Source organism: Pseudomonas sp. MF09150 (genome assembly GCF_059862355.1).
On record NZ_JCBCUS010000001.1, the window covers coordinates 179,251 to 195,735 of the forward strand.

At 60.4% G+C, this 16,485-nt stretch carries 15 protein-coding genes; 6 read left to right on the forward strand and 9 right to left on the reverse strand.

Features of this window, described 5'->3' with window-relative positions; genetic code table 11:
- Positions 1-285 precede the first annotated feature (285 nt).
- Complete coding sequence (locus AC19YX_RS00755; RefSeq protein WP_500605415.1) at positions 286-1,050, reverse strand: SDR family NAD(P)-dependent oxidoreductase; 765 nt, start codon at positions 1,048-1,050, stop codon at positions 286-288.
- A 244-nt stretch (positions 1,051-1,294) separates the two neighbouring features.
- On the opposite strand from AC19YX_RS00755, the gene AC19YX_RS00760 reads away from it, so the two are divergent.
- Positions 1,295-1,516 (forward strand): hypothetical protein, encoded by a 222-nt coding sequence (locus AC19YX_RS00760; RefSeq protein WP_421546853.1) that lies wholly within the window; start codon positions 1,295-1,297, stop codon positions 1,514-1,516.
- Positions 1,513-3,006, forward strand: coding sequence for a cytosine permease (locus AC19YX_RS00765; RefSeq protein WP_500605416.1), 1,494 nt, complete (start codon positions 1,513-1,515; stop codon positions 3,004-3,006). The genes AC19YX_RS00760 and AC19YX_RS00765 overlap by 4 nt, the downstream gene beginning before the upstream one ends.
- 238 nt (positions 3,007-3,244) lie before the next feature.
- Here the strand turns inward: AC19YX_RS00765 and AC19YX_RS00770 are convergent, their stop codons facing one another.
- Positions 3,245-3,901, reverse strand: coding sequence for a TetR/AcrR family transcriptional regulator (locus AC19YX_RS00770; RefSeq protein WP_500605417.1), 657 nt, complete (start codon positions 3,899-3,901; stop codon positions 3,245-3,247).
- Positions 3,902-4,088: 187 nt separating this feature from the next.
- Between AC19YX_RS00770 and AC19YX_RS00775 the strand changes: the two genes are divergently transcribed.
- The 3 genes from AC19YX_RS00775 (at position 4,089) to AC19YX_RS00785 (ending at position 7,007) form a co-directional block, all read left to right on the forward strand.
- Positions 4,089-4,973, forward strand: coding sequence for an NAD(P)-binding domain-containing protein (locus tag AC19YX_RS00775; protein WP_500605418.1), 885 nt, complete (start codon positions 4,089-4,091; stop codon positions 4,971-4,973).
- 99 nt (positions 4,974-5,072) lie between these two features.
- Entirely contained in the window at positions 5,073-5,717 is a 645-nt protein-coding gene (locus AC19YX_RS00780; RefSeq protein ID WP_500605419.1) for an SDR family oxidoreductase, read from the forward strand.
- 468 nt (positions 5,718-6,185) lie between these two features.
- Positions 6,186-7,007: an SDR family oxidoreductase gene (locus tag AC19YX_RS00785; protein WP_500605420.1), complete on the forward strand. Its 822-nt coding sequence runs from the start codon at positions 6,186-6,188 to the stop codon at positions 7,005-7,007.
- Between the two features lie 24 nt (positions 7,008-7,031).
- Here AC19YX_RS00785 and AC19YX_RS00790 read toward each other — a convergent pair whose 3' ends face one another.
- Positions 7,032-7,931, reverse strand: a complete 900-nt coding sequence (locus AC19YX_RS00790; RefSeq protein WP_500605421.1) for a LysR family transcriptional regulator — start codon at positions 7,929-7,931, stop codon at positions 7,032-7,034.
- Between the two features lie 105 nt (positions 7,932-8,036).
- On the opposite strand from AC19YX_RS00790, the gene AC19YX_RS00795 reads away from it, so the two are divergent.
- A complete protein-coding gene (locus AC19YX_RS00795) occupies positions 8,037-9,020 on the forward strand; it encodes an aldo/keto reductase (RefSeq protein WP_500605422.1) in 984 nt (327 codons plus the stop codon).
- A gap of 135 nt (positions 9,021-9,155) precedes the next feature.
- Here the strand turns inward: AC19YX_RS00795 and AC19YX_RS00800 are convergent, their stop codons facing one another.
- The 6 genes from AC19YX_RS00800 to AC19YX_RS00825 all read right to left on the reverse strand — a co-directional run bounded on the left by AC19YX_RS00800 (position 9,156) and on the right by AC19YX_RS00825 (position 16,456).
- Complete coding sequence (locus tag AC19YX_RS00800; protein WP_500605423.1) at positions 9,156-9,890, reverse strand: IclR family transcriptional regulator; 735 nt, start codon at positions 9,888-9,890, stop codon at positions 9,156-9,158.
- Positions 9,891-10,045: 155 nt separating this feature from the next.
- On the reverse strand, positions 10,046-10,453 hold the full coding sequence (locus AC19YX_RS00805) for a MaoC family dehydratase (RefSeq protein WP_500605424.1): 408 nt from the start codon (positions 10,451-10,453) through the stop codon (positions 10,046-10,048).
- A 10-nt stretch (positions 10,454-10,463) separates the two neighbouring features.
- On the reverse strand, positions 10,464-10,904 hold the full coding sequence (locus AC19YX_RS00810; RefSeq protein ID WP_500605425.1) for a MaoC family dehydratase N-terminal domain-containing protein: 441 nt from the start codon (positions 10,902-10,904) through the stop codon (positions 10,464-10,466).
- A gap of 115 nt (positions 10,905-11,019) precedes the next feature.
- Positions 11,020-13,368 (reverse strand): acyl-CoA dehydrogenase family protein, encoded by a 2,349-nt coding sequence (locus tag AC19YX_RS00815; protein ID WP_500605426.1) that lies wholly within the window; start codon positions 13,366-13,368, stop codon positions 11,020-11,022.
- 159 nt (positions 13,369-13,527) lie between these two features.
- The gene (locus AC19YX_RS00820; RefSeq protein ID WP_500605427.1) at positions 13,528-15,177 is read right to left on the reverse strand and encodes an acyl-CoA dehydrogenase family protein; all 1,650 of its coding nucleotides are present in this window, start codon (positions 15,175-15,177) and stop codon (positions 13,528-13,530) included.
- A gap of 52 nt (positions 15,178-15,229) precedes the next feature.
- Positions 15,230-16,456 (reverse strand): CoA transferase, encoded by a 1,227-nt coding sequence (locus AC19YX_RS00825; protein ID WP_201130908.1) that lies wholly within the window; start codon positions 16,454-16,456, stop codon positions 15,230-15,232.
- Positions 16,457-16,485: the final 29 nt, after the last annotated feature.

Below are 16,485 nucleotides of genomic sequence, written 5' to 3' on the forward strand. Positions count from 1 at the left end.
CATGCAATCTCGCAGTCTCTCGGGTGACACGGGACTGAATGCAAGCTTTGCGCCGCTCCTGTATCGCCAACTCTCGGAGTTCGACCCACAACACATGCAGGTGTCTAGAGCGCACTTTCCAGGCCGAACAAAAAAGCCGCTGGAGGCACTCGGAGGCTTGGCTGATTGTATCGACGGTCGATATGCCCGCCACAAACTGGGTCATCCGACCCATACTGGTTCGATTTTACCCAGCCCACATCGAATCAATCGAGAATAAACTACCCATCCCCAGGCTCTCAGGGCCTAGCCGAAATGCCCGGCAGTGGCCCCACCATCTAATGAATAGGCGATCCCGTTGGTGTAGCTCGCCTGGTCCGAAGCCAGGTGAAAGATTACCTTCGCGACTTCATCGGGTCGGGCAAATCGTGCCAGTGGTACTTCCTTGGCATAGGCCTTCATCTCGGCGTCCGGGTCATCCGCTTCGGCAAACAGGCTCTCCATCATTCTTGTCTGAACAAAGCCCGGGCATACCGCATTACTGCGGATGCCCCAAGGCCCGTAATCAAGGGCCAGGCACCGCACCAGCCCGAGGACACCGTGTTTGGACGCGCAATACGCGGCGTATCCCGATGCTCCACGCACCGATGCATCAGAACCGACTGCCACAAACGCCCCACGCTGCTGCACCATGAAAATCGGCATTGAATACTTGGCCATCAACCAGGTCCCGGTGAGGTTCACCCCCATCATGGATGCCCACTCCTGGCCCGACAGCTCGTGAACCAAGCCTGTTCGAGCTACGCCCGCACAGGCCACTACAGCATGCAATGCCGACCTGATGGATTTCACCCACTCAAACAGTGCATGCACTTCGTGCTCTTGAGAGACATCGACAACCCGGGAAAGGAACCCTCCCCCCTCGACTTTTTTTGCGGTCTCCTCCAGCCCGGCCAGCGATAGATCACAGCCGATGACGCTGTAACCGTGCTCGGCGAAATGGATTGCGGTTGCCTGGCCGATACCGGAACCCGCTCCGGAAACAACCACAAGGTGCTTTTCATTGTTCACAGGTGTGCTCCACGTTGCCTTGAGGCTGAGCGCCTAACGTAGCGTCGAGCAACTCATCGGCTGTAGCCAATATCGGCAAGCGGACGGCTTGCCAAAAACGGATACGGGGTCGCAACCGCCCGGCGTAGGCTCAATACAGGTCGCAGTTACCCGCGGCCGGCAAGACTGAGTAATGCAGCCATAATAATTCTCTAAAACAGCCAAAGCGGACGGCCTCGCAAGCACACGTCCGGAGAGCAACGACATGAGCAAAGCTGACGTTGGACACGGCACAGGAATGATGACTACAAGCGAAAGCTTGAACACGGATCTGTTGAAACAACTGGAGGCCATGAATCAGCCTGAACACACGAACTCCGAATGCTGGAGCAGTGCTGCCCCGCTCGTTCGAGAGGCTTCTTTCTGGATTCTCCTGGGGGCTGCTCTGTGGATCGGCACCTTGCTGGCTGTAGGAGCGACGGCATGAGCACATCAAGTAGCGTCGAACAAGAAGCCCTCGCGGGCCGGCTGCCGGTTCTATCGGGCAACCGCGTATACAAATCCTATGGCTCGTTCCTGTGGACCTGCTGCGCATTCAGTGCAGCCACCTGGGCGTTCCTGATTGGCAGCTACCTGCCCTATGTCGGGGACTGGCGGCTCGGTGTCATGGGCTACGTGATTGGCCTGATTATCGGCATGGCGCTGGTGTCGCTCGCGTCCGGAGTACCCAGCTACAAGTACGGCACCGACCCGATCGATACCGCCAAGGCATCTTTCGGTTATCGCGGCATCGTGGTGCCGCTGTTCGGTCTGATGGCGACATTGATCGGCTGGTCTTATGTGGTCGAGGCGCTGACTGCCAGAGGGGCGGCAAATGTCGCGGCGACCGTTACAGGCACCCAGGTCACCGGCGACTCACATGAACACCTGGTCATAGGTGTGGCGTTGCTGGCGTTGTTGGTTGTGTGGTTCATCGCCTGCAAGGGGCCGAAATTCTTTGAGCGCCTCAATGGCTATATCGGCCCGTTGCACATGCTTATCACATTGGTGATGTTCGGCATCCTGGTGCACAAGTTCGGGCTCGACAATCTATGGCACAACCAGGTGCCACAGGATCAGATGCTCTCCCATGACCCGGTACAGGGCTTGGCCCTCGCGGTCGAATTTGGCGTCTCCAACTCAATGACGTGGTGGCCGATCATGGGTGGCCTGACCCGCCTGGTCAAAAGCAAACACCATGTCATGGGCCCCTCGATCATTGGCGTGGGCATCCTCGGCGCTGCCGTTGTCTCAACCGTCGCGGCCCTCGCCGCGATCAGCGCCGGGACCTACGACCCCACCATCTGGATGATTGCCGTGGGCGGCCCGGTGTTCGGATCTATCGTGATGAGCATCGTCCTGACGGCCAACATTGCGACCATGGTGGTGATGATGTACCTGGCCGGGGTTTCCATTCAGCAGGTGAAATTCTTCGCGCGATTGAAATGGGAGCTGCTGCTCGCGCTGCTCCTGCTGCCCGGGGTGTACTTTGCCTTCGAGACCGAATGGTTGCTGTCCAAGGTGATGAGCTGGCTGTCGTACAACGGCGTGATGTTCGTCGGCATCTCGGGCATCACACTGGTGGACTATTTCATCCTCAGACGCGAGCAGCTCGATGCGCCCAGCCTGTTCGCCTCGCGCAACAGTCACTACGCCTATTGGGGCGGCGTCAATTGGCTCGCCGTCGGCATCAGCATTGTGGCGGTGGTGGGCTACCTGGCGATGTACGATCCGGTGACGGTGGCGATGAGTGGGTGGTTCCGTTACCTCGGCGCGTCCATTCCGGTCATCGCCCTCTCGGGCGCCGCGTATTACCTGGCGGTAAGGCTCGTCGTGGCGCCATTGGGCAAAGGTCATTACACCAAAGGAACGGCGATCAGCAGCCGGCCCACACTTGACCCCATCCCCGGGCCCGGCGCCATGAAGGTCAGCCTCTAACCGACCTGCTGCAATCCTGCCGATGCCCAGTTCCCGCTGACCCAGCATCAGCCTCCCTCTCGGGGCGTCTTACCAGGTGCCCTTTTTTTGCCCTGTACATAGCTCCCCATGCGCAAAGAAGGCGCTGCGTAGGCCAAGGTCGGCCACCCATGGCAGCAGATGAGTGTCGGGGTCGAGAAAACCCGCGATTTGTCGCAAGCGCCACCGAAGAGCGGAGCAATATAGCGCTGGCGGGTACTTAAGACTCGGCGGTCGTCGCGGGCATCAGAATGCTCGTCCATAACGCGATCGCCGTTTCGACCATTTGCTCGCGAACACCGGATACCGGGCTTAGCTGGTCCTGATAAAAGAAGATCCCATCGATCTGCGTCGCGATCAACGCGGCGTAAGTTTGAACCTGATCATCAGGCAATTGCGGGCTGATCTCGGAAATCAAGCGGCAGAAGCCCATCAGAAATTGATCGTACTGCTCAACCATCAACGCCTTGATGGACGGGTCGTGACTGGCCAGCGCGCCCATCTGGAAAAAGAACTTGCCCGTGGCGGTATCCAGCGTCGCTGCGGAGTTTTCGCGGATGGCCACAGCCAACCTTTCAATGGGAGTCTCGGCGCGGGCATGTTCGACCAATTGATTCACTGATTCGACATACTGGCCCAGCTTTGCCGCGATCATTTGCCGGCAAAGATTCTCAGTGTTGCCACAGTAGTGTTGAAGGTTGTTCAAGCTGATCCCCAATTCCTTGGCGACCTTGCGCGCGGAGAACTGGGCATAACCGTCCTGGACGAACACCCTCGCGGCGGCATCGTTAATGTCTTCGATCTTCTTCAACCGCCTGCCGGCACGGCTGTAGGGGCTGACCTCCCCAACTTTGATTTGACCCTCTTCCGATAGCACGCGCTGGCGGCTCCTTTGTCGCGTTACGTCACTGGATACGTCGGCATCTTACGCCTGGACGACGCACTCATTGCAGGCGCGGGTGAGCAGCACCTGTCGAGTTGCCGATTCCGGATAAGCCGTACTCGCCTTCAAGCGTACATTTCGCTGCAAACCACAATCAATGCGATTACCTCAGGGGAATATCATGGTTCAACAACTCACGCTGCTCGGTACAGGCCTGATGGGCTCTGCTTTAACGAACCGTTATCTGAATCGCGGCGTGGAAGTGACGGTGTGGAACCGTTCCCCTGAGCGATCCGCGCCGCTGGTCAAAAGCGGCGCGCGGGCAGCGCTCAACCTCCCATCGGCGCTTGAGGCAAACGCCCTGGTACTGGTCGTGTTGCTGGATTACAGCGTTTTCAGAAGTGTCATGGCCGGTCATGAACCTTTGATCTCAGGGCGCGACTTTATCAATTTTATGACCGGCTCGGCCAAAGACGCCACCGAACTAGCGGCTTACATCAGTTCCCACGGGGGCCGTTACCTGGAGGCTGCAATAGAGGCCTACCCTGACGACATTGGCCAGGAAAGCACGTTGATCCACTACTCGGGCCCTGAGGACATCTGGTTGCGGCACGAAGCGCTGCTGCGATTGCCAGGCGCTGCTTCGCGCTGGATCGGCGAGTTGATCAGCGCGGCCAATGTGTTGGATGCCGCCATGGCGGGTGCGTTTTACAACACCGGTATCGGTGCCTTTCTGGAGGCCGTGGACTTCGCCAGGAAAGCTGGGGTCGGCATCGAACCACTCGAAAACTGTCTCGTTTACTTCCTCGACCTGCTGAAAACCGAACTCACTGCGGTCATCAATCACCACAAGTCTGATGACTATCGAACGGACCAGGCGACCCTCTCCATTTATGTGGCGGCAGTGAAATCCTGGCGCCAGACCATGCTCGATAGCGGGCAGCGCGCCAGCCTCTTCACCGCCAACCTCCATTGCATGGAAATGGCCGTGGCTGAAGGGCGCGGCCATCTCGGGATAGCCGCCACCTACGCCAGCCACCTTCAAGTCTCGAGTCAAAAACAATGAACCGGCTTAAGGGTAAAGTGGCACTGATTTCCGGCGCTGCATCGGGCATCGGCGCGGCCAGCGCCATCCGTTTTGCAGAAGAAGGCGCCAGGGTTTGCCTTGTGCGATGTAGATGGCGTGAGGGCTGGCACCGTTATTGAAGCCATACATGCAACAGGTGGCGAAACGCTATTTATCCCGCTGGATGTGCGGGATGAAGAGCAATGGATCAGCGCATTCGAAGCGGCCGTGGCGCACTTCGGAGTTGTCGATGTGGTGATGAACTGCGCGGGCATTGCGCTGGCTGGCAATGTCGAAACCATGCGTTTTGAAGAGTGGGACAAAGAATTGTCGGTGAATCTGCATGGCACCTTCTTCGGCATAAAACATGGGTTTAAGCACCTGCGAAAGCGTGGTGGCTCGATCATCAATCTGTCTTCGATCGAAGGCATGGTCGGCCATCCCGAATATGCCGCCTACTGCGCCGGCAAGGGTGCCATTCGCAACCTCACCAAATCAGCGGCACTGCATGCGGGCCGAAGCGGCTACAGGATCCGAGTCAACAGTATCCACCCTGGGTACATCGTTACACCAATGATCGGGAACGATCCGGTCGAGCTGGAGCGGTTGGCAAAGTTGCACCCCATCGGCTTTTTGGGCGAAGCGGTCGACATCGCCAACATGGCGCTGTTTCTCGCCTCGGATGAGTCTCGCTTCGCAACAGGTGCTGAATTTGTGATCGACGGAGGCTTTATCGCGCAGTAGCGAGCCGGCGCGGAGCATGCCTATTCGCCTGCTGCGGTCGGGGCGGCATAGGTTGGGGCACAACCGGAGATTTCAGTGCTGAATCAGAGCCCTGATCAGAGGTCTGCGGCGCCCCCCCCTGAAGTCTGTGACTGATACTTTCTGGAAGCGTGCGAGGGCGTTAAATCACGGCGATTCAACTTCTGACAGCCTGGCTTAGGGATGCATGTGCGCCCAGCCACACCTGTACCTTCTCCATTGTTTTTCTTTCCAGCTCCCCTTCCATCACAACGCCTTCTACAAGCCGAGCCTTGGGTGCGTGCTGCGCAAGCACGTCCAGGCTGTCACCCAGGCCTTAGCCTCTATGAATGCCCGGGCCTGACCGGGGTAACTGCTGAATTGAGCTCACAAGGCCACGCACCGCTGGAAGGCTAATAATCAAGCGCTGCACACCCTAAAGTGGCCTCACACCCGCCCAGGAACATAAAGATGACCGAGGTCACTGTAGTTATCGGAGCCGGCTCGATCGGCCAAGCCATCGCTCGGCGCGTCAGTGCTGGCAAACATGTGTTGCTGGCAGACTTGCAGCAAGCAACTGCAGATGCTGCCGCAAAGGTCATGAGCGACGCAGGTTTCGAGGTTACGACAGCCAAGGTTGATGTCTCATCCCGCGAGTCGGTCCGGGCACTCGTCGCCCAGGCGATGTGTATTGGCGACATCACCGGCGTCATCCACGCCGCAGGCGTTTCCCCGTCTCAGGCCGCGCCTGCCACCATCCTCCAGGTCGATTTATATGGCACCGCCCTGGTGCTGGAGCTGTTTGGCGAGGTCATCGCCAAAGGGGGATCGGCCATCGTTATCGCCTCGCAGTCAGGCCACCGCTTGCCGGCGCTCAGCGTCGAGCAGAACCGAGCCCTGGCGTTGAGCCCGACTGAGGCACTTCTTGCGCTGCCGATGCTGCAACCCGAGCGGGTAACCGATCCCCTGAATGCCTACCAGATCTCCAAGCGTGGCAACTCGCTGCGCGTGGCGGCGCAAGCCGTTCGCTGGGGCAAGCGTGGTGCACGTGTCAACACCATCAGCCCGGGCATTATCTTCACACCCCTGGCCCGGGATGAACTCAAGGGCCCGCGTGGGGATGGGTATCGGCGCATGATCGAATCCTGCGCGGCCAAGCGTGGCGGTACGCCCGATGAAGTCGCGGCGGTCGCGGCGCTGCTGATGGGCCCCGAAGGGACATTCATTACCGGCAGCGACTTCCTGATGGATGGTGGTGTGACCGCTCAATACTGGTACGGCGCTGACCAGTAGCGTCACAGGCCGGCCGCCGCGGTTCTAGCCTGGCTGGCGCGCCCACTCGCGCACCGCTTCCGCGAACATCCGCAAGGCCATCGGTGGATGTCGGTTGGCCGGGTAGTAGAAGGCACCGGCATAGGAAGGGCCCCAGTCAGGCAGCAGGTGGACCAGGCGCCCGGCCTGCAGATGCTCCTCGACCTGATGTTCAGGCACCCAGGCGATGCCGATACCCGCCAACGCCGCGTCCGTCATCAGGTTGATGTTGTCCATGGTCATGGGGCCGTCGACATCGAGGCTGGATGATCGGCCCAGGTGATCGAGGTCCCAGCGAAACAGCGTGCCGCTGGCAAAGCGAAAACGGATGCATCGATGCGCCTTGAGGTCATGGGGTGCCATGGGCGCCGGGTGCCGACTCAGGTACTCGGGCGACGCCACTGCGGCAAATCGTACGTCCGGGCCGAAACGCACCGCGATCATGTCCCGCGGGACATCGTCGAACAACCGAATGCCGGCATCGAAGCCATCGGCGACGATATCGACCAAGCGGCTATCCGCCACACACTCGATATGGATCTGCGGGTTGTCCTGGAGAAACCGGGGCATGACATGGCGGATCAACAGCTTGAATGACGATTCGGATGCGCTCAGGCGAATCAGGCCCGAGGGCGTATTGCGCTCCGAGGTGACGTCGTTGACGGCGCATTCGAGCTCACCCAGCAGCGGCTGCACCCGCAGGAAGAGTTGCTCACCCGCCTCCGTCAAGGCAACCGAGCGGGTTGTCCGATTGAACAGGCGCAGTTCAAGGCGTGATTCCAGGCCACGCATCGAATGGCTCAGCGCCGAGGCCGAAACCCCCAGCATCCTGGCCGCGCCGCTGAAGCTGCGTTGTTCAGCGATGGCGACAAAAGCGGTCAACTCGGGAAGGCCGGCCCGGATCATTCGTGAATACTCCTCAACTACCTATGAAGCGTGGTGCCAATTGTTGAGCAAGGCACAGGAATCTAAAGTGTACCGGTCCCCCCATCCTTGCGAAGGAGAAGAAACATGCAGAAACGTCAGCTCGGCAAAAGCGGCCTGGAAGTGTCCTCCATCGGCTTGGGCTGCATGGGCCTGAGCTTCGCTTATGGCCCTGCCCTGGAGCAAAAGGCCGCCATTACCCTGATCCGCGACGCCTTCGACAAAGGTGTCGACTTCTTTGACAGCGCAGAGGCCTATGGGCCCTACACCAACGAAGCACTGCTGGGCGAAGCCTTGGCCCCAATCCGGGATCAGGTGGTCATTGCGACCAAGTTCGGCTTCAAAAACGGCCGGCCGGATGACGGTCTGGACAGCCGGCCTGAAACTATCAAGGCCGTGGTCGAGGCGTCGTTGAAGCGCCTCAAAACCGACCGTATCGAACTGCTCTACCAGCACCGCATCGATCCACAGGTACCGATTGAGGAAGTTGCAGGCGTCGTGAAGCAATTGGTCGAAGCAGGCAAAGTCCTGCACTTCGGAATGTCGGAGGCCGGGCCCGACGCAATCCGCCGCGCCCACGCCGTGCTGCCAGTCGCCGCCCTGCAAAGCGAGTACTCGCTGTGGTGGCGCGAGCCGGAACAGCAGATTCTGCCGGTACTGGAAGAGCTCGGAATCGGCTTCGTTCCATTCAGCCCCCTGGGCAAAGGCTTCCTCACCGGCGCCATCGACGCGAACACCCGGTTCGCGGAGGGCGACTTCCGCAATGTGGTGCCGCGCTTCACCGAAGAGAACCGCAAGGCCAATGCGCAATTGGTCGAGGTGCTCGGCCAGATCGCGGAGGGTAAAGGTGCAACCCGGGCGCAGGTGGCCCTGGCCTGGCTGTTGGCACAGAAGCCCTGGATCGTCCCCATTCCAGGCACCACCCGGTTGCATCGGCTGGAAGAGAACACCGGCGCTGCCGACCTCCTCCTGACCCCGCCCGATCTGGCTGCCATCGCCACGGCGCTGGAGCAGATCAAGGTGGTGGGTGATCGTTATCCGGCTCATCTGCAGAAAAACGTTAATCGCTGACGGCCAACCCCCTCGCCCACTGCCGGCGCCCGTGTAAGGGCCCTGGCAGTGTTGTTTCATCCTTGCAGATTCCGAGAGCCTCTCTCTCCCCGCATTGGGGCTCGCAAGCGAGGCCTCTCAAGCTGCGGTGAGCGCTTACCGCTTTTCCCCAGGAAACAACGCCCGGCTGATAAACCCTGACGTGCTGCTTAGCGCCTCGCCCAGAGCCTCCAGCTGGGTTCGATCGTACTGGGCGCTGATGCCAATACCGGAAACCACGAAACGCGGTTGGTTGTGGTGGTCAGTCACGGCACTGGATACCACGCTGACGCCGCGATACAAGTTGCCATCATCAATGGCCCAACCGGTGTGCACGGTTTGACGAGCTTCGTCCAGATAGCTCTCGAAGCTCGGCGGGCTTTCCCAATGCAAGCGGGCGAAACGGCGGCGTAGTTCGTCTTCGGGCAGATTGCGCAGGCCCGCAATACACCGCCCGCTGGCACCCAACAGCTCTGGCATACGGGTTTTGAGATTGACGTCGATATGCGCCACGGCCGGGATGGCACGGGCGATGGCGTGCATGTAGTTATCGCCGGTGACCTCCCACAGCAGGACCATGATGCGGTGGTTCAGGCTCAGGCGTTCAAGCTCTGGCTGGATAAGGTCAGCGTAGCTGCGACCGATAAAACTGACTGCCAGTTCGGAAAGCCCCAGCCCCAGACTGTAGGTCTTGCCGCTATCGCTGAAGGACACCCACTGTTCATTGGTCAGGGTGCGCAGGATGTTGAAAGCACTGCTGGGGCTGATACCCGTTGCCCGGGCAATAGCCGCAACGCCTTTGGGCTCGGTGCATTGGGCGAGATGACGGAGGATTTGAATGGCGTTGACCACCGCGCCGACTTCTTTAGGACCGGGGGCGCTCGCCGTCGCGGTGTTGCTTTCTTTTTCTGAAGTCATATTCACTATTCGAATTAATATTCTTTATGGCGAATGAATTCTAAGGGTTACTGAACCTCAGTCAACGGGCGCAAGCGCGCCTAGCGCTTTCACGCATCAAGGGCCACCACGGCTTCACCTGACAGCTTAATTTCACCTGCCTGGTTTCGGCTGGTGATCTCCAGGCGTGCGGTGCCGGCAGACATGTCTATCTCCACTACTTTGCCGGAACTGCTCAGAGCATCGCCGACCTGGGTCACCGCCACGAACCGCACCGAGAACTGACGCAAACGCTCCTGGGGCACCCAGCGTGTCAGCACATGGCCCAGATAGGCCATGGACAGCATTCCGTGGGCGAACACATCGGACCTCCCGACCTGCTTGGCATAGTCGATATCCACATGGATCGGGTTGTGATCGCCAGAGGCGCCGCAATACAACGCCAGTGTCAGGCGGCTGATGGGTTCGGCAGTCAACGACGGCAAACAGTGGCCGATTTCGATTTCGGAAAGTTTCACCTACGGCTCCTCAATGGCGTATGACTAGGCTATTACGCATTAGCGCGACCAAATGCCCAGCGGCATCGGTGACACGGGTCTCGCGAACCACAAACTCCAGCGCCCCCTCTTTCTTGTCATAGATGTCGACGATCCTGGTCTCGAAACTCAGGCATTCACCGGCAAAGACCATGCGGTGATAGGTAAAACCCTGTTCGCCGTGCAGTATTCGCCCGTTATCCAGACCCAGGTGCTTGAGGGTGGCGGCTGAGCCCCCGGCTTCCATGTCCAGGCAGAAGAGGAAGGTCGGTGGCACCGGCAATAGCGGATAACCCGCGTCGAGCGCTGCCGCTTCGTCGCTGTAACACGCATCCTGCTGCTGGGTTGCCTTGGCAAAAAAACGCAGGCGACCGGCTTCGACCACTTGCGTGTGGCTGGAAACCAAGGCGCCGATATGACTTTTGTCGATCATTTACGGTACTCCTCGGCCATCGCTGACCTTAAAACCGGGTGGCTACATCGCCACCCGCGCTTGATGTTCCTGCCGCCTGCCATTGAGCAGCAATCGGTTGACCGCCACTTGCCCCTCAACTCGGTAGTTCCAGAACCGTGCGCGCCAGAATGTTGCGCTGCACTTCGTTGGAGCCGCCGTAGATCTTCGCGGCACTGCCGTTGTAGAGCGCGGCCAGCAGGTGTTGCTGCCCGTCCCCCGTCGCCGTCGCCCCAGCCAAGGCGCCCAGGGACCCGGCACTGCGCACGATGGCCAGGCCGATGCGCTGGTAAGTCTCAGTCGCCCAGATCTTGAGTATCGACACCGAGGGCGGCAAAGGTTCGCCGCGCTTCACATAGTCGGCGTACTGGGTGTAAAGCGCGGTGAGGTTCGCCACATCCAGGGCCAACTCGGCATAACGGGTACGAAAGGCAGAGTCGCCCATCAAATCAAGCTGCTGCCCCAGCGCCTTCAAATGCCCCAACGCATGCTGCGACTGCTTGGGGCTCCCCAAGTGCAGGCGCTCGAACCCGAGCAAAGCCTTGGCAATGGTCCAGCCTTGGTTCACCTGCCCTACCAGGTTTTCATGGGGCACACGCACGTTGTCGAAGAACACCTCACAGAACTCACAGTGCCCGGCGAGATCACGTATCGGACGCACACTGATACCCGGCGAGTTCAGGTCACAGAGCAGGAAGCTGATACCCGCCTGCGGTTTGGCCGCCTTGTCGGTGCGCACCAACAGGAAAATGTGGGTGGCATCCTGGGCCAGGGTGGTCCAGGTTTTCTGGCCCGAAACAATGAAGTGCTCGCCCTCAAGCAGCGCTTCAGCGCGCAGGCTGGCAAGGTCCGAGCCGGCATTGGGTTCGGAATAACCCTGGCACCAGATGTTCTCCCCGCTCAAGATTTTCGGTAGAAAACGCTGTTGCTGCTCGGCGGTTCCGAACCGCATCAGAACCGGCCCCACCATCAAAATCCCCTGGTCCGGGGCTCTTGCTACGCCGTAGGCTTCGAACTCTTCGTGCCAGGCGATTAGCTTGGCGGCGGGCAGCCCCATGCCGCCATGGGTTTCGGGCCAGGCAGGAGCGATCCAGCCCTGCTGCGACAGGCAGCGGTACCAATCGCCGATTTCGTGCCAATGCACCCGGCGTGGCATATGCCGCAGTGGGGTTGGATAGTGCCTGATGAGAAAAGCGCGCAACATGCGGCGAAATTCGCCGTCTGACCAACAATCCCAATCGCCACGCCTCGGAAACTCACCGCTCCAGTCGCAGACCACCTGGCCCCCGTGGTTGTCATTTCGCGTCAGCTCGAACCAGCGCAGCTTCAGGGTCTGCTCCGACCCGAAACGTGGCAGTAGCGCCAACACACGCTTGAAATAAAGCCCTACGTCGCACTCATCGGTCACGCCCATGGCGCCATGGAGGTGGACTGCCGCCTGACCGGCCTCCATGGCCGCGTGGCCGGCGCACAAATTGGCTTGCAGCGAGGCGATATTCAGCGCCTGATCCGTGGCACTAGCGACAGCCTGGCGCAGGCTGGCACGGGCCAGCTCGATCTGAATCAGCACATCGACACAGCGGTGCTGCAATACCTGGAAACTGCCGATCGGTTTGCCAAACTGGTGACGTTGCGAGATGTAGTCCCGGGTCAGTTCATGCATCTGCTCGGCAGCGCCCAGCAACTCCGCGCCGTACAACAGGCGACCGATGGAGGCGGCTCGGCCCAGCAGCTCGGCGACCTCCGGCCCCTGGGCAACAATCGCCGGCCGCGACAGGCGAACACCGTCGAAGCACAAGCGGGCCCGACAGCGCCCGTCGGCCTCGATCTGCGGCTCGACCCGAAGGCCTGCATTGTCGGCTGCCACGTACAGCAATATCGGCCCCCCTTGCTCATCCAGAGCAACGATCAGCCAGCCATCCGCCGGGTCGACAGGCACCACATACGGCGCCACGCCATACAGGCGACGTTCCCCCTCTGCTCCAACTTCGATTCGACAGGCCATGGACGACGCACTCAGCCGCTCATCCAGATCCAGAGCGACGCCGACGATACGCTCGCCGCTTAACACCCACTCCAGCAGTTCACGAGCAGCGGCGGATGACGCACCGGCCAGCAGCGTCACCACCACGCCAGCAACTGCCGTGAACGGTTCGGGCGCCAGCCAGCGCCCGACTTTACGCGCCACCGCCGACGCGGCATCAAGGCCCAGCCCCAGCCCGCCGAGTGCCTCGGGCACCAGCATGGTCGGCCAGCCCAGGGCGACGATCTGCTGCCAGTCGTCACGGCCAAACTCCTGTTTTGGCAGCTCCTGGGGCTCGAATATGCGGTGCTGCCGGGGCACATTCAGGCCTCCGCGGTCCTTGAGAAATTTTTCTGCCGAATCCTCGATCGCGACCAGTACTTCTGTCATTTCTGCCTGAGGGTTGTGCATAGGGTGTGTCATGGTTACCTCGCTTTTTTAGACGCCTTTATCGACAGTTGCGCTGAGCACCATCGGCCCAGAAAGCCGGCCTTGCGAAAACTGTCGACCTGTTCGGTGCCTTTTTATTGTTCGATCGGCCACTGCCTGACCGCCCTTGACTCGTCTGCCGCCTACCTATGCTCAAGGTTCCTGGGTCAACAGGCCGCGGCCGATGACCTGGGCCTGAATTTCCGCAGCCCCCTCGAAAATGCTGAGGATCCTGGCGTCGCACAGCACGCGGCTGATTTCAAACTCCAACGAATAGCCATTGCCACCATGGATCTGCAAACCCGCGTCGGCGTTGCTCCACGCCACCCGGGCAGCCAGCAACTTGGCCATGCCAGCCTGGATGTCACAGCGCCGGCCCTGCTCCTTGGCTGTCGCTGAAAACACCGTGAGCTGACGGGCCATGATCACTTCGGCCAACATCATCGCGAGCTTGTCCGACACCCGTGGGAACTCGATAATCGGTGCCCCGAACTGCTGGCGATCGAGTGCGTATTGCCATGCCAGGTCGAACGCGCGCCACGCCACGCCAACCGCCCTGGCTGCGGTCTGTATCCGGGCCCCCTCGAAGGTTTGCATCAGTTGCCGAAAGCCCTGGCCCTGCACTCCACCCAGCAGCCCGTCAGCGTCGACTGCAAAACCATCAAAACCGATTTCGTACTCTTTCATGCCCCGGTACCCCAGGACCTCGATCTCCCCACCACTCATACCCGCCGCAGGAAACGGTTCGGCTTGAGTACCTCGGGGTTTCCCCGCCAAAAACATCGACAGTCCGGCATGCCCCTCAACCCCTGGTTCGGACCTCGCCAGCAAGGTCATCAAGTCGCTGCGGGCGGCGTGGGTAATCCAGGTTTTGTTGCCGTCAATGCGCCATCCGCCATCGACCGTGCGACTGGCACGAGTACGCAGCGAAGCGAGGTCAGAACCGCTGTTGGGCTCGGTGAACACCGCCGTTGGCAAGATGTCTCCCGAGGCAATCCCCGGCAGCCAACGGGCCTTTTGTTCAGCAGTGCCGACCGAGTCGATAAGGTCCCCGGCGATTTCCGAGCGTGTGCCCAGCGAGCCGGCCGCGATCCAGCCGCGACTGAGCTCCTCGGTGACGATGCACATCGCTCGCTTGCCCAGCCCCATGCCGCCGTGCTCAGCGGGGATGCAGATGCCAAACACCCCAAGCTCCGCCAACTGGGCAATCAACGCATCGGGGATCAACTCATCGTTGAGGTGCCACTGATGGGCATAGGGGGTGATTTCGTTGGCGGTAAAGCGCCGAAACTGATCGCGAATCAGGTCCAGATCCTGATCGAACAGGGTTTCGCTGACCCTGTCGCCCTCACGCCAGGCCTGCACCAGGGCCAAGCGCCCCGCCGCCCCACCGGCGGCTTGCAGAGCGCGAACATCCGGGTGTTCGGCAAGCCGCCGGGCGGCAGGCTCCAGATCCAGCTCCCCAGGGCGAAATATCTCGTTCTGCCCCATCGGGATGCCGCCAGAGAGCTGAGCCAGGTATTCGGCGATGCCTACGGCCAGGGCCATTTCATCCACCTTGCCCAGGTGCCCCTTGGCCGCCAATTGCCGGCCCCACTCGGCAGATCGAACAATCGCCTCCACCGTTGTCGCCACCCAGGCCAAGCCATGGAGCAGACGCTGATGCTGCTTGAGCGCAGCCGAAGCTGGCGGGCCGTCACTGCAAAAAAATTCACGGGCCGCCCCGTGGAGGCTGTGGCCATAGTGTTGCGCTGCCTGCGCAGCACCCTGCAAATGAGCGGTAAAAGAAGTTGTTGTTGTCATAACCGTCTCAATCAATGAATGCATTCATGAAGTTGCCAACCAGGTGCCGCCACTACCCATGCCGGCTGCCCGCCACCAACCCGCTGTCATGCAGTTGGGCGATCTGCGCCGAGGTCAGTGACAGCACCTGTTCCAGGACCTGATCGGTGTTTTCCCCGAGATAAGGCGCCCGCACACCGGCATCGCGCGGGGTGCCGACAAAGGTCGCGGCCGCCCCGGGGGCTGGATACGTCAGCCCGCTGGGGTGGGTCAGTTGCGTAAAGAGCGGCGAAGAAAGCGCTAGGCGCGGGTCGACCTGCATTGCCTCGCCCAAGGTGCGATAAGGGCTCCAGCACAGGTCATTGGCAGCAAAGCGGGCCGTTACCTGTTCCAGGGTGAGCTCGGCAATGCAGCGCTCGAAGATCGGGAACAAGGCATCACGATGGATAAAGCGCTGCCCTTCATCACGCTCAAAAGAAACGCCAAGCACGCCTTCCAGTTGCTCGATCCGCTGTTTGAGCTGCAAAGCGTTCAGCAGCCCTTTCCACTGCTTGGCGGTAATGGCAACCACCATCAGGTATTGGTCATCAGCCGTAACGAAGTCCCGCCCAAAAGCGCCAAACAGCGCATTCCCCTGACGAGCCCGATCGCCACTGTGCAGGGCTTCGGCGATCTGCCCGGTATTGCCCAATGCCGCCATGGCCACGTCAGACAGCGGGATTCGAACCTCCTGCCCTTGCCCGGTCAGGTTCCGCTGACGCTCTGCCGCCAGCGTCGCAAAAGCCGCGTAGGCTCCCGTCAGCAGATCCCAAGCCGGCAGCACATGGTTCACCGGGCGCTCTGCATTGACCTCATCGCCCGTCATGTAGGGCACGCCAATCGCAGCATTGACGGTGTAGTCGACCGCCGACGTACCGTCCCCCCAGCCCATGACCCGCACCGTAATCAAATCCGCGCGCTGCTTGCACAAGGCTTCATGGGCAAGAAAACCGCCCACCGGGAAGTTGGTGACGAAAATTCCCGCATTCGCCCCGGGCGCGGTGATCAGGTCGATGGCCAACTGCCGACCTTCGGCGCGTGACAGGTCTAACGCCACGGATTGCTTGCCTTTATTCAAGCCCTCCCAATACAAGCTCGCGCCTGAACTGGATACCGGCCAACGCTTAAAGTCGGGGCCGCCGCCGATGGGGTCGATGCGAATCACTTCGGCGCCCAACTGTTGCAAATGCAGGGCACAGGAAGGCGCGGCGATAAAAGACGCACATTCGATGACACGTAAACCTTTCAAGAACGGGTACATGGGACCTGGCTCCTGCCGCTGAATCTATT

Coding starts and splice junctions, on each gene's coding strand:
- AC19YX_RS00810 (WP_500605425.1), bottom strand. CDS start 10,904: ATGATCGACAAAAGTCATATCGGCGCCTTGGTTTCCAGCCACACGCAA.
- AC19YX_RS00820 (WP_500605427.1), bottom strand. CDS start 15,177: ATGACAACAACAACTTCTTTTACCGCTCATTTGCAGGGTGCTGCGCAG.
- AC19YX_RS00815 (WP_500605426.1), bottom strand. CDS start 13,368: ATGACACACCCTATGCACAACCCTCAGGCAGAAATGACAGAAGTACTG.
- AC19YX_RS00760 (WP_421546853.1), top strand. CDS start 1,295: ATGAGCAAAGCTGACGTTGGACACGGCACAGGAATGATGACTACAAGC.
- AC19YX_RS00795 (WP_500605422.1), top strand. CDS start 8,037: ATGCAGAAACGTCAGCTCGGCAAAAGCGGCCTGGAAGTGTCCTCCATC.
- AC19YX_RS00825 (WP_201130908.1), bottom strand. CDS start 16,456: ATGTACCCGTTCTTGAAAGGTTTACGTGTCATCGAATGTGCGTCTTTT.
- AC19YX_RS00790 (WP_500605421.1), bottom strand. CDS start 7,931: ATGATCCGGGCCGGCCTTCCCGAGTTGACCGCTTTTGTCGCCATCGCT.
- AC19YX_RS00785 (WP_500605420.1), top strand. CDS start 6,186: ATGACCGAGGTCACTGTAGTTATCGGAGCCGGCTCGATCGGCCAAGCC.
- AC19YX_RS00765 (WP_500605416.1), top strand. CDS start 1,513: ATGAGCACATCAAGTAGCGTCGAACAAGAAGCCCTCGCGGGCCGGCTG.
- AC19YX_RS00775 (WP_500605418.1), top strand. CDS start 4,089: ATGGTTCAACAACTCACGCTGCTCGGTACAGGCCTGATGGGCTCTGCT.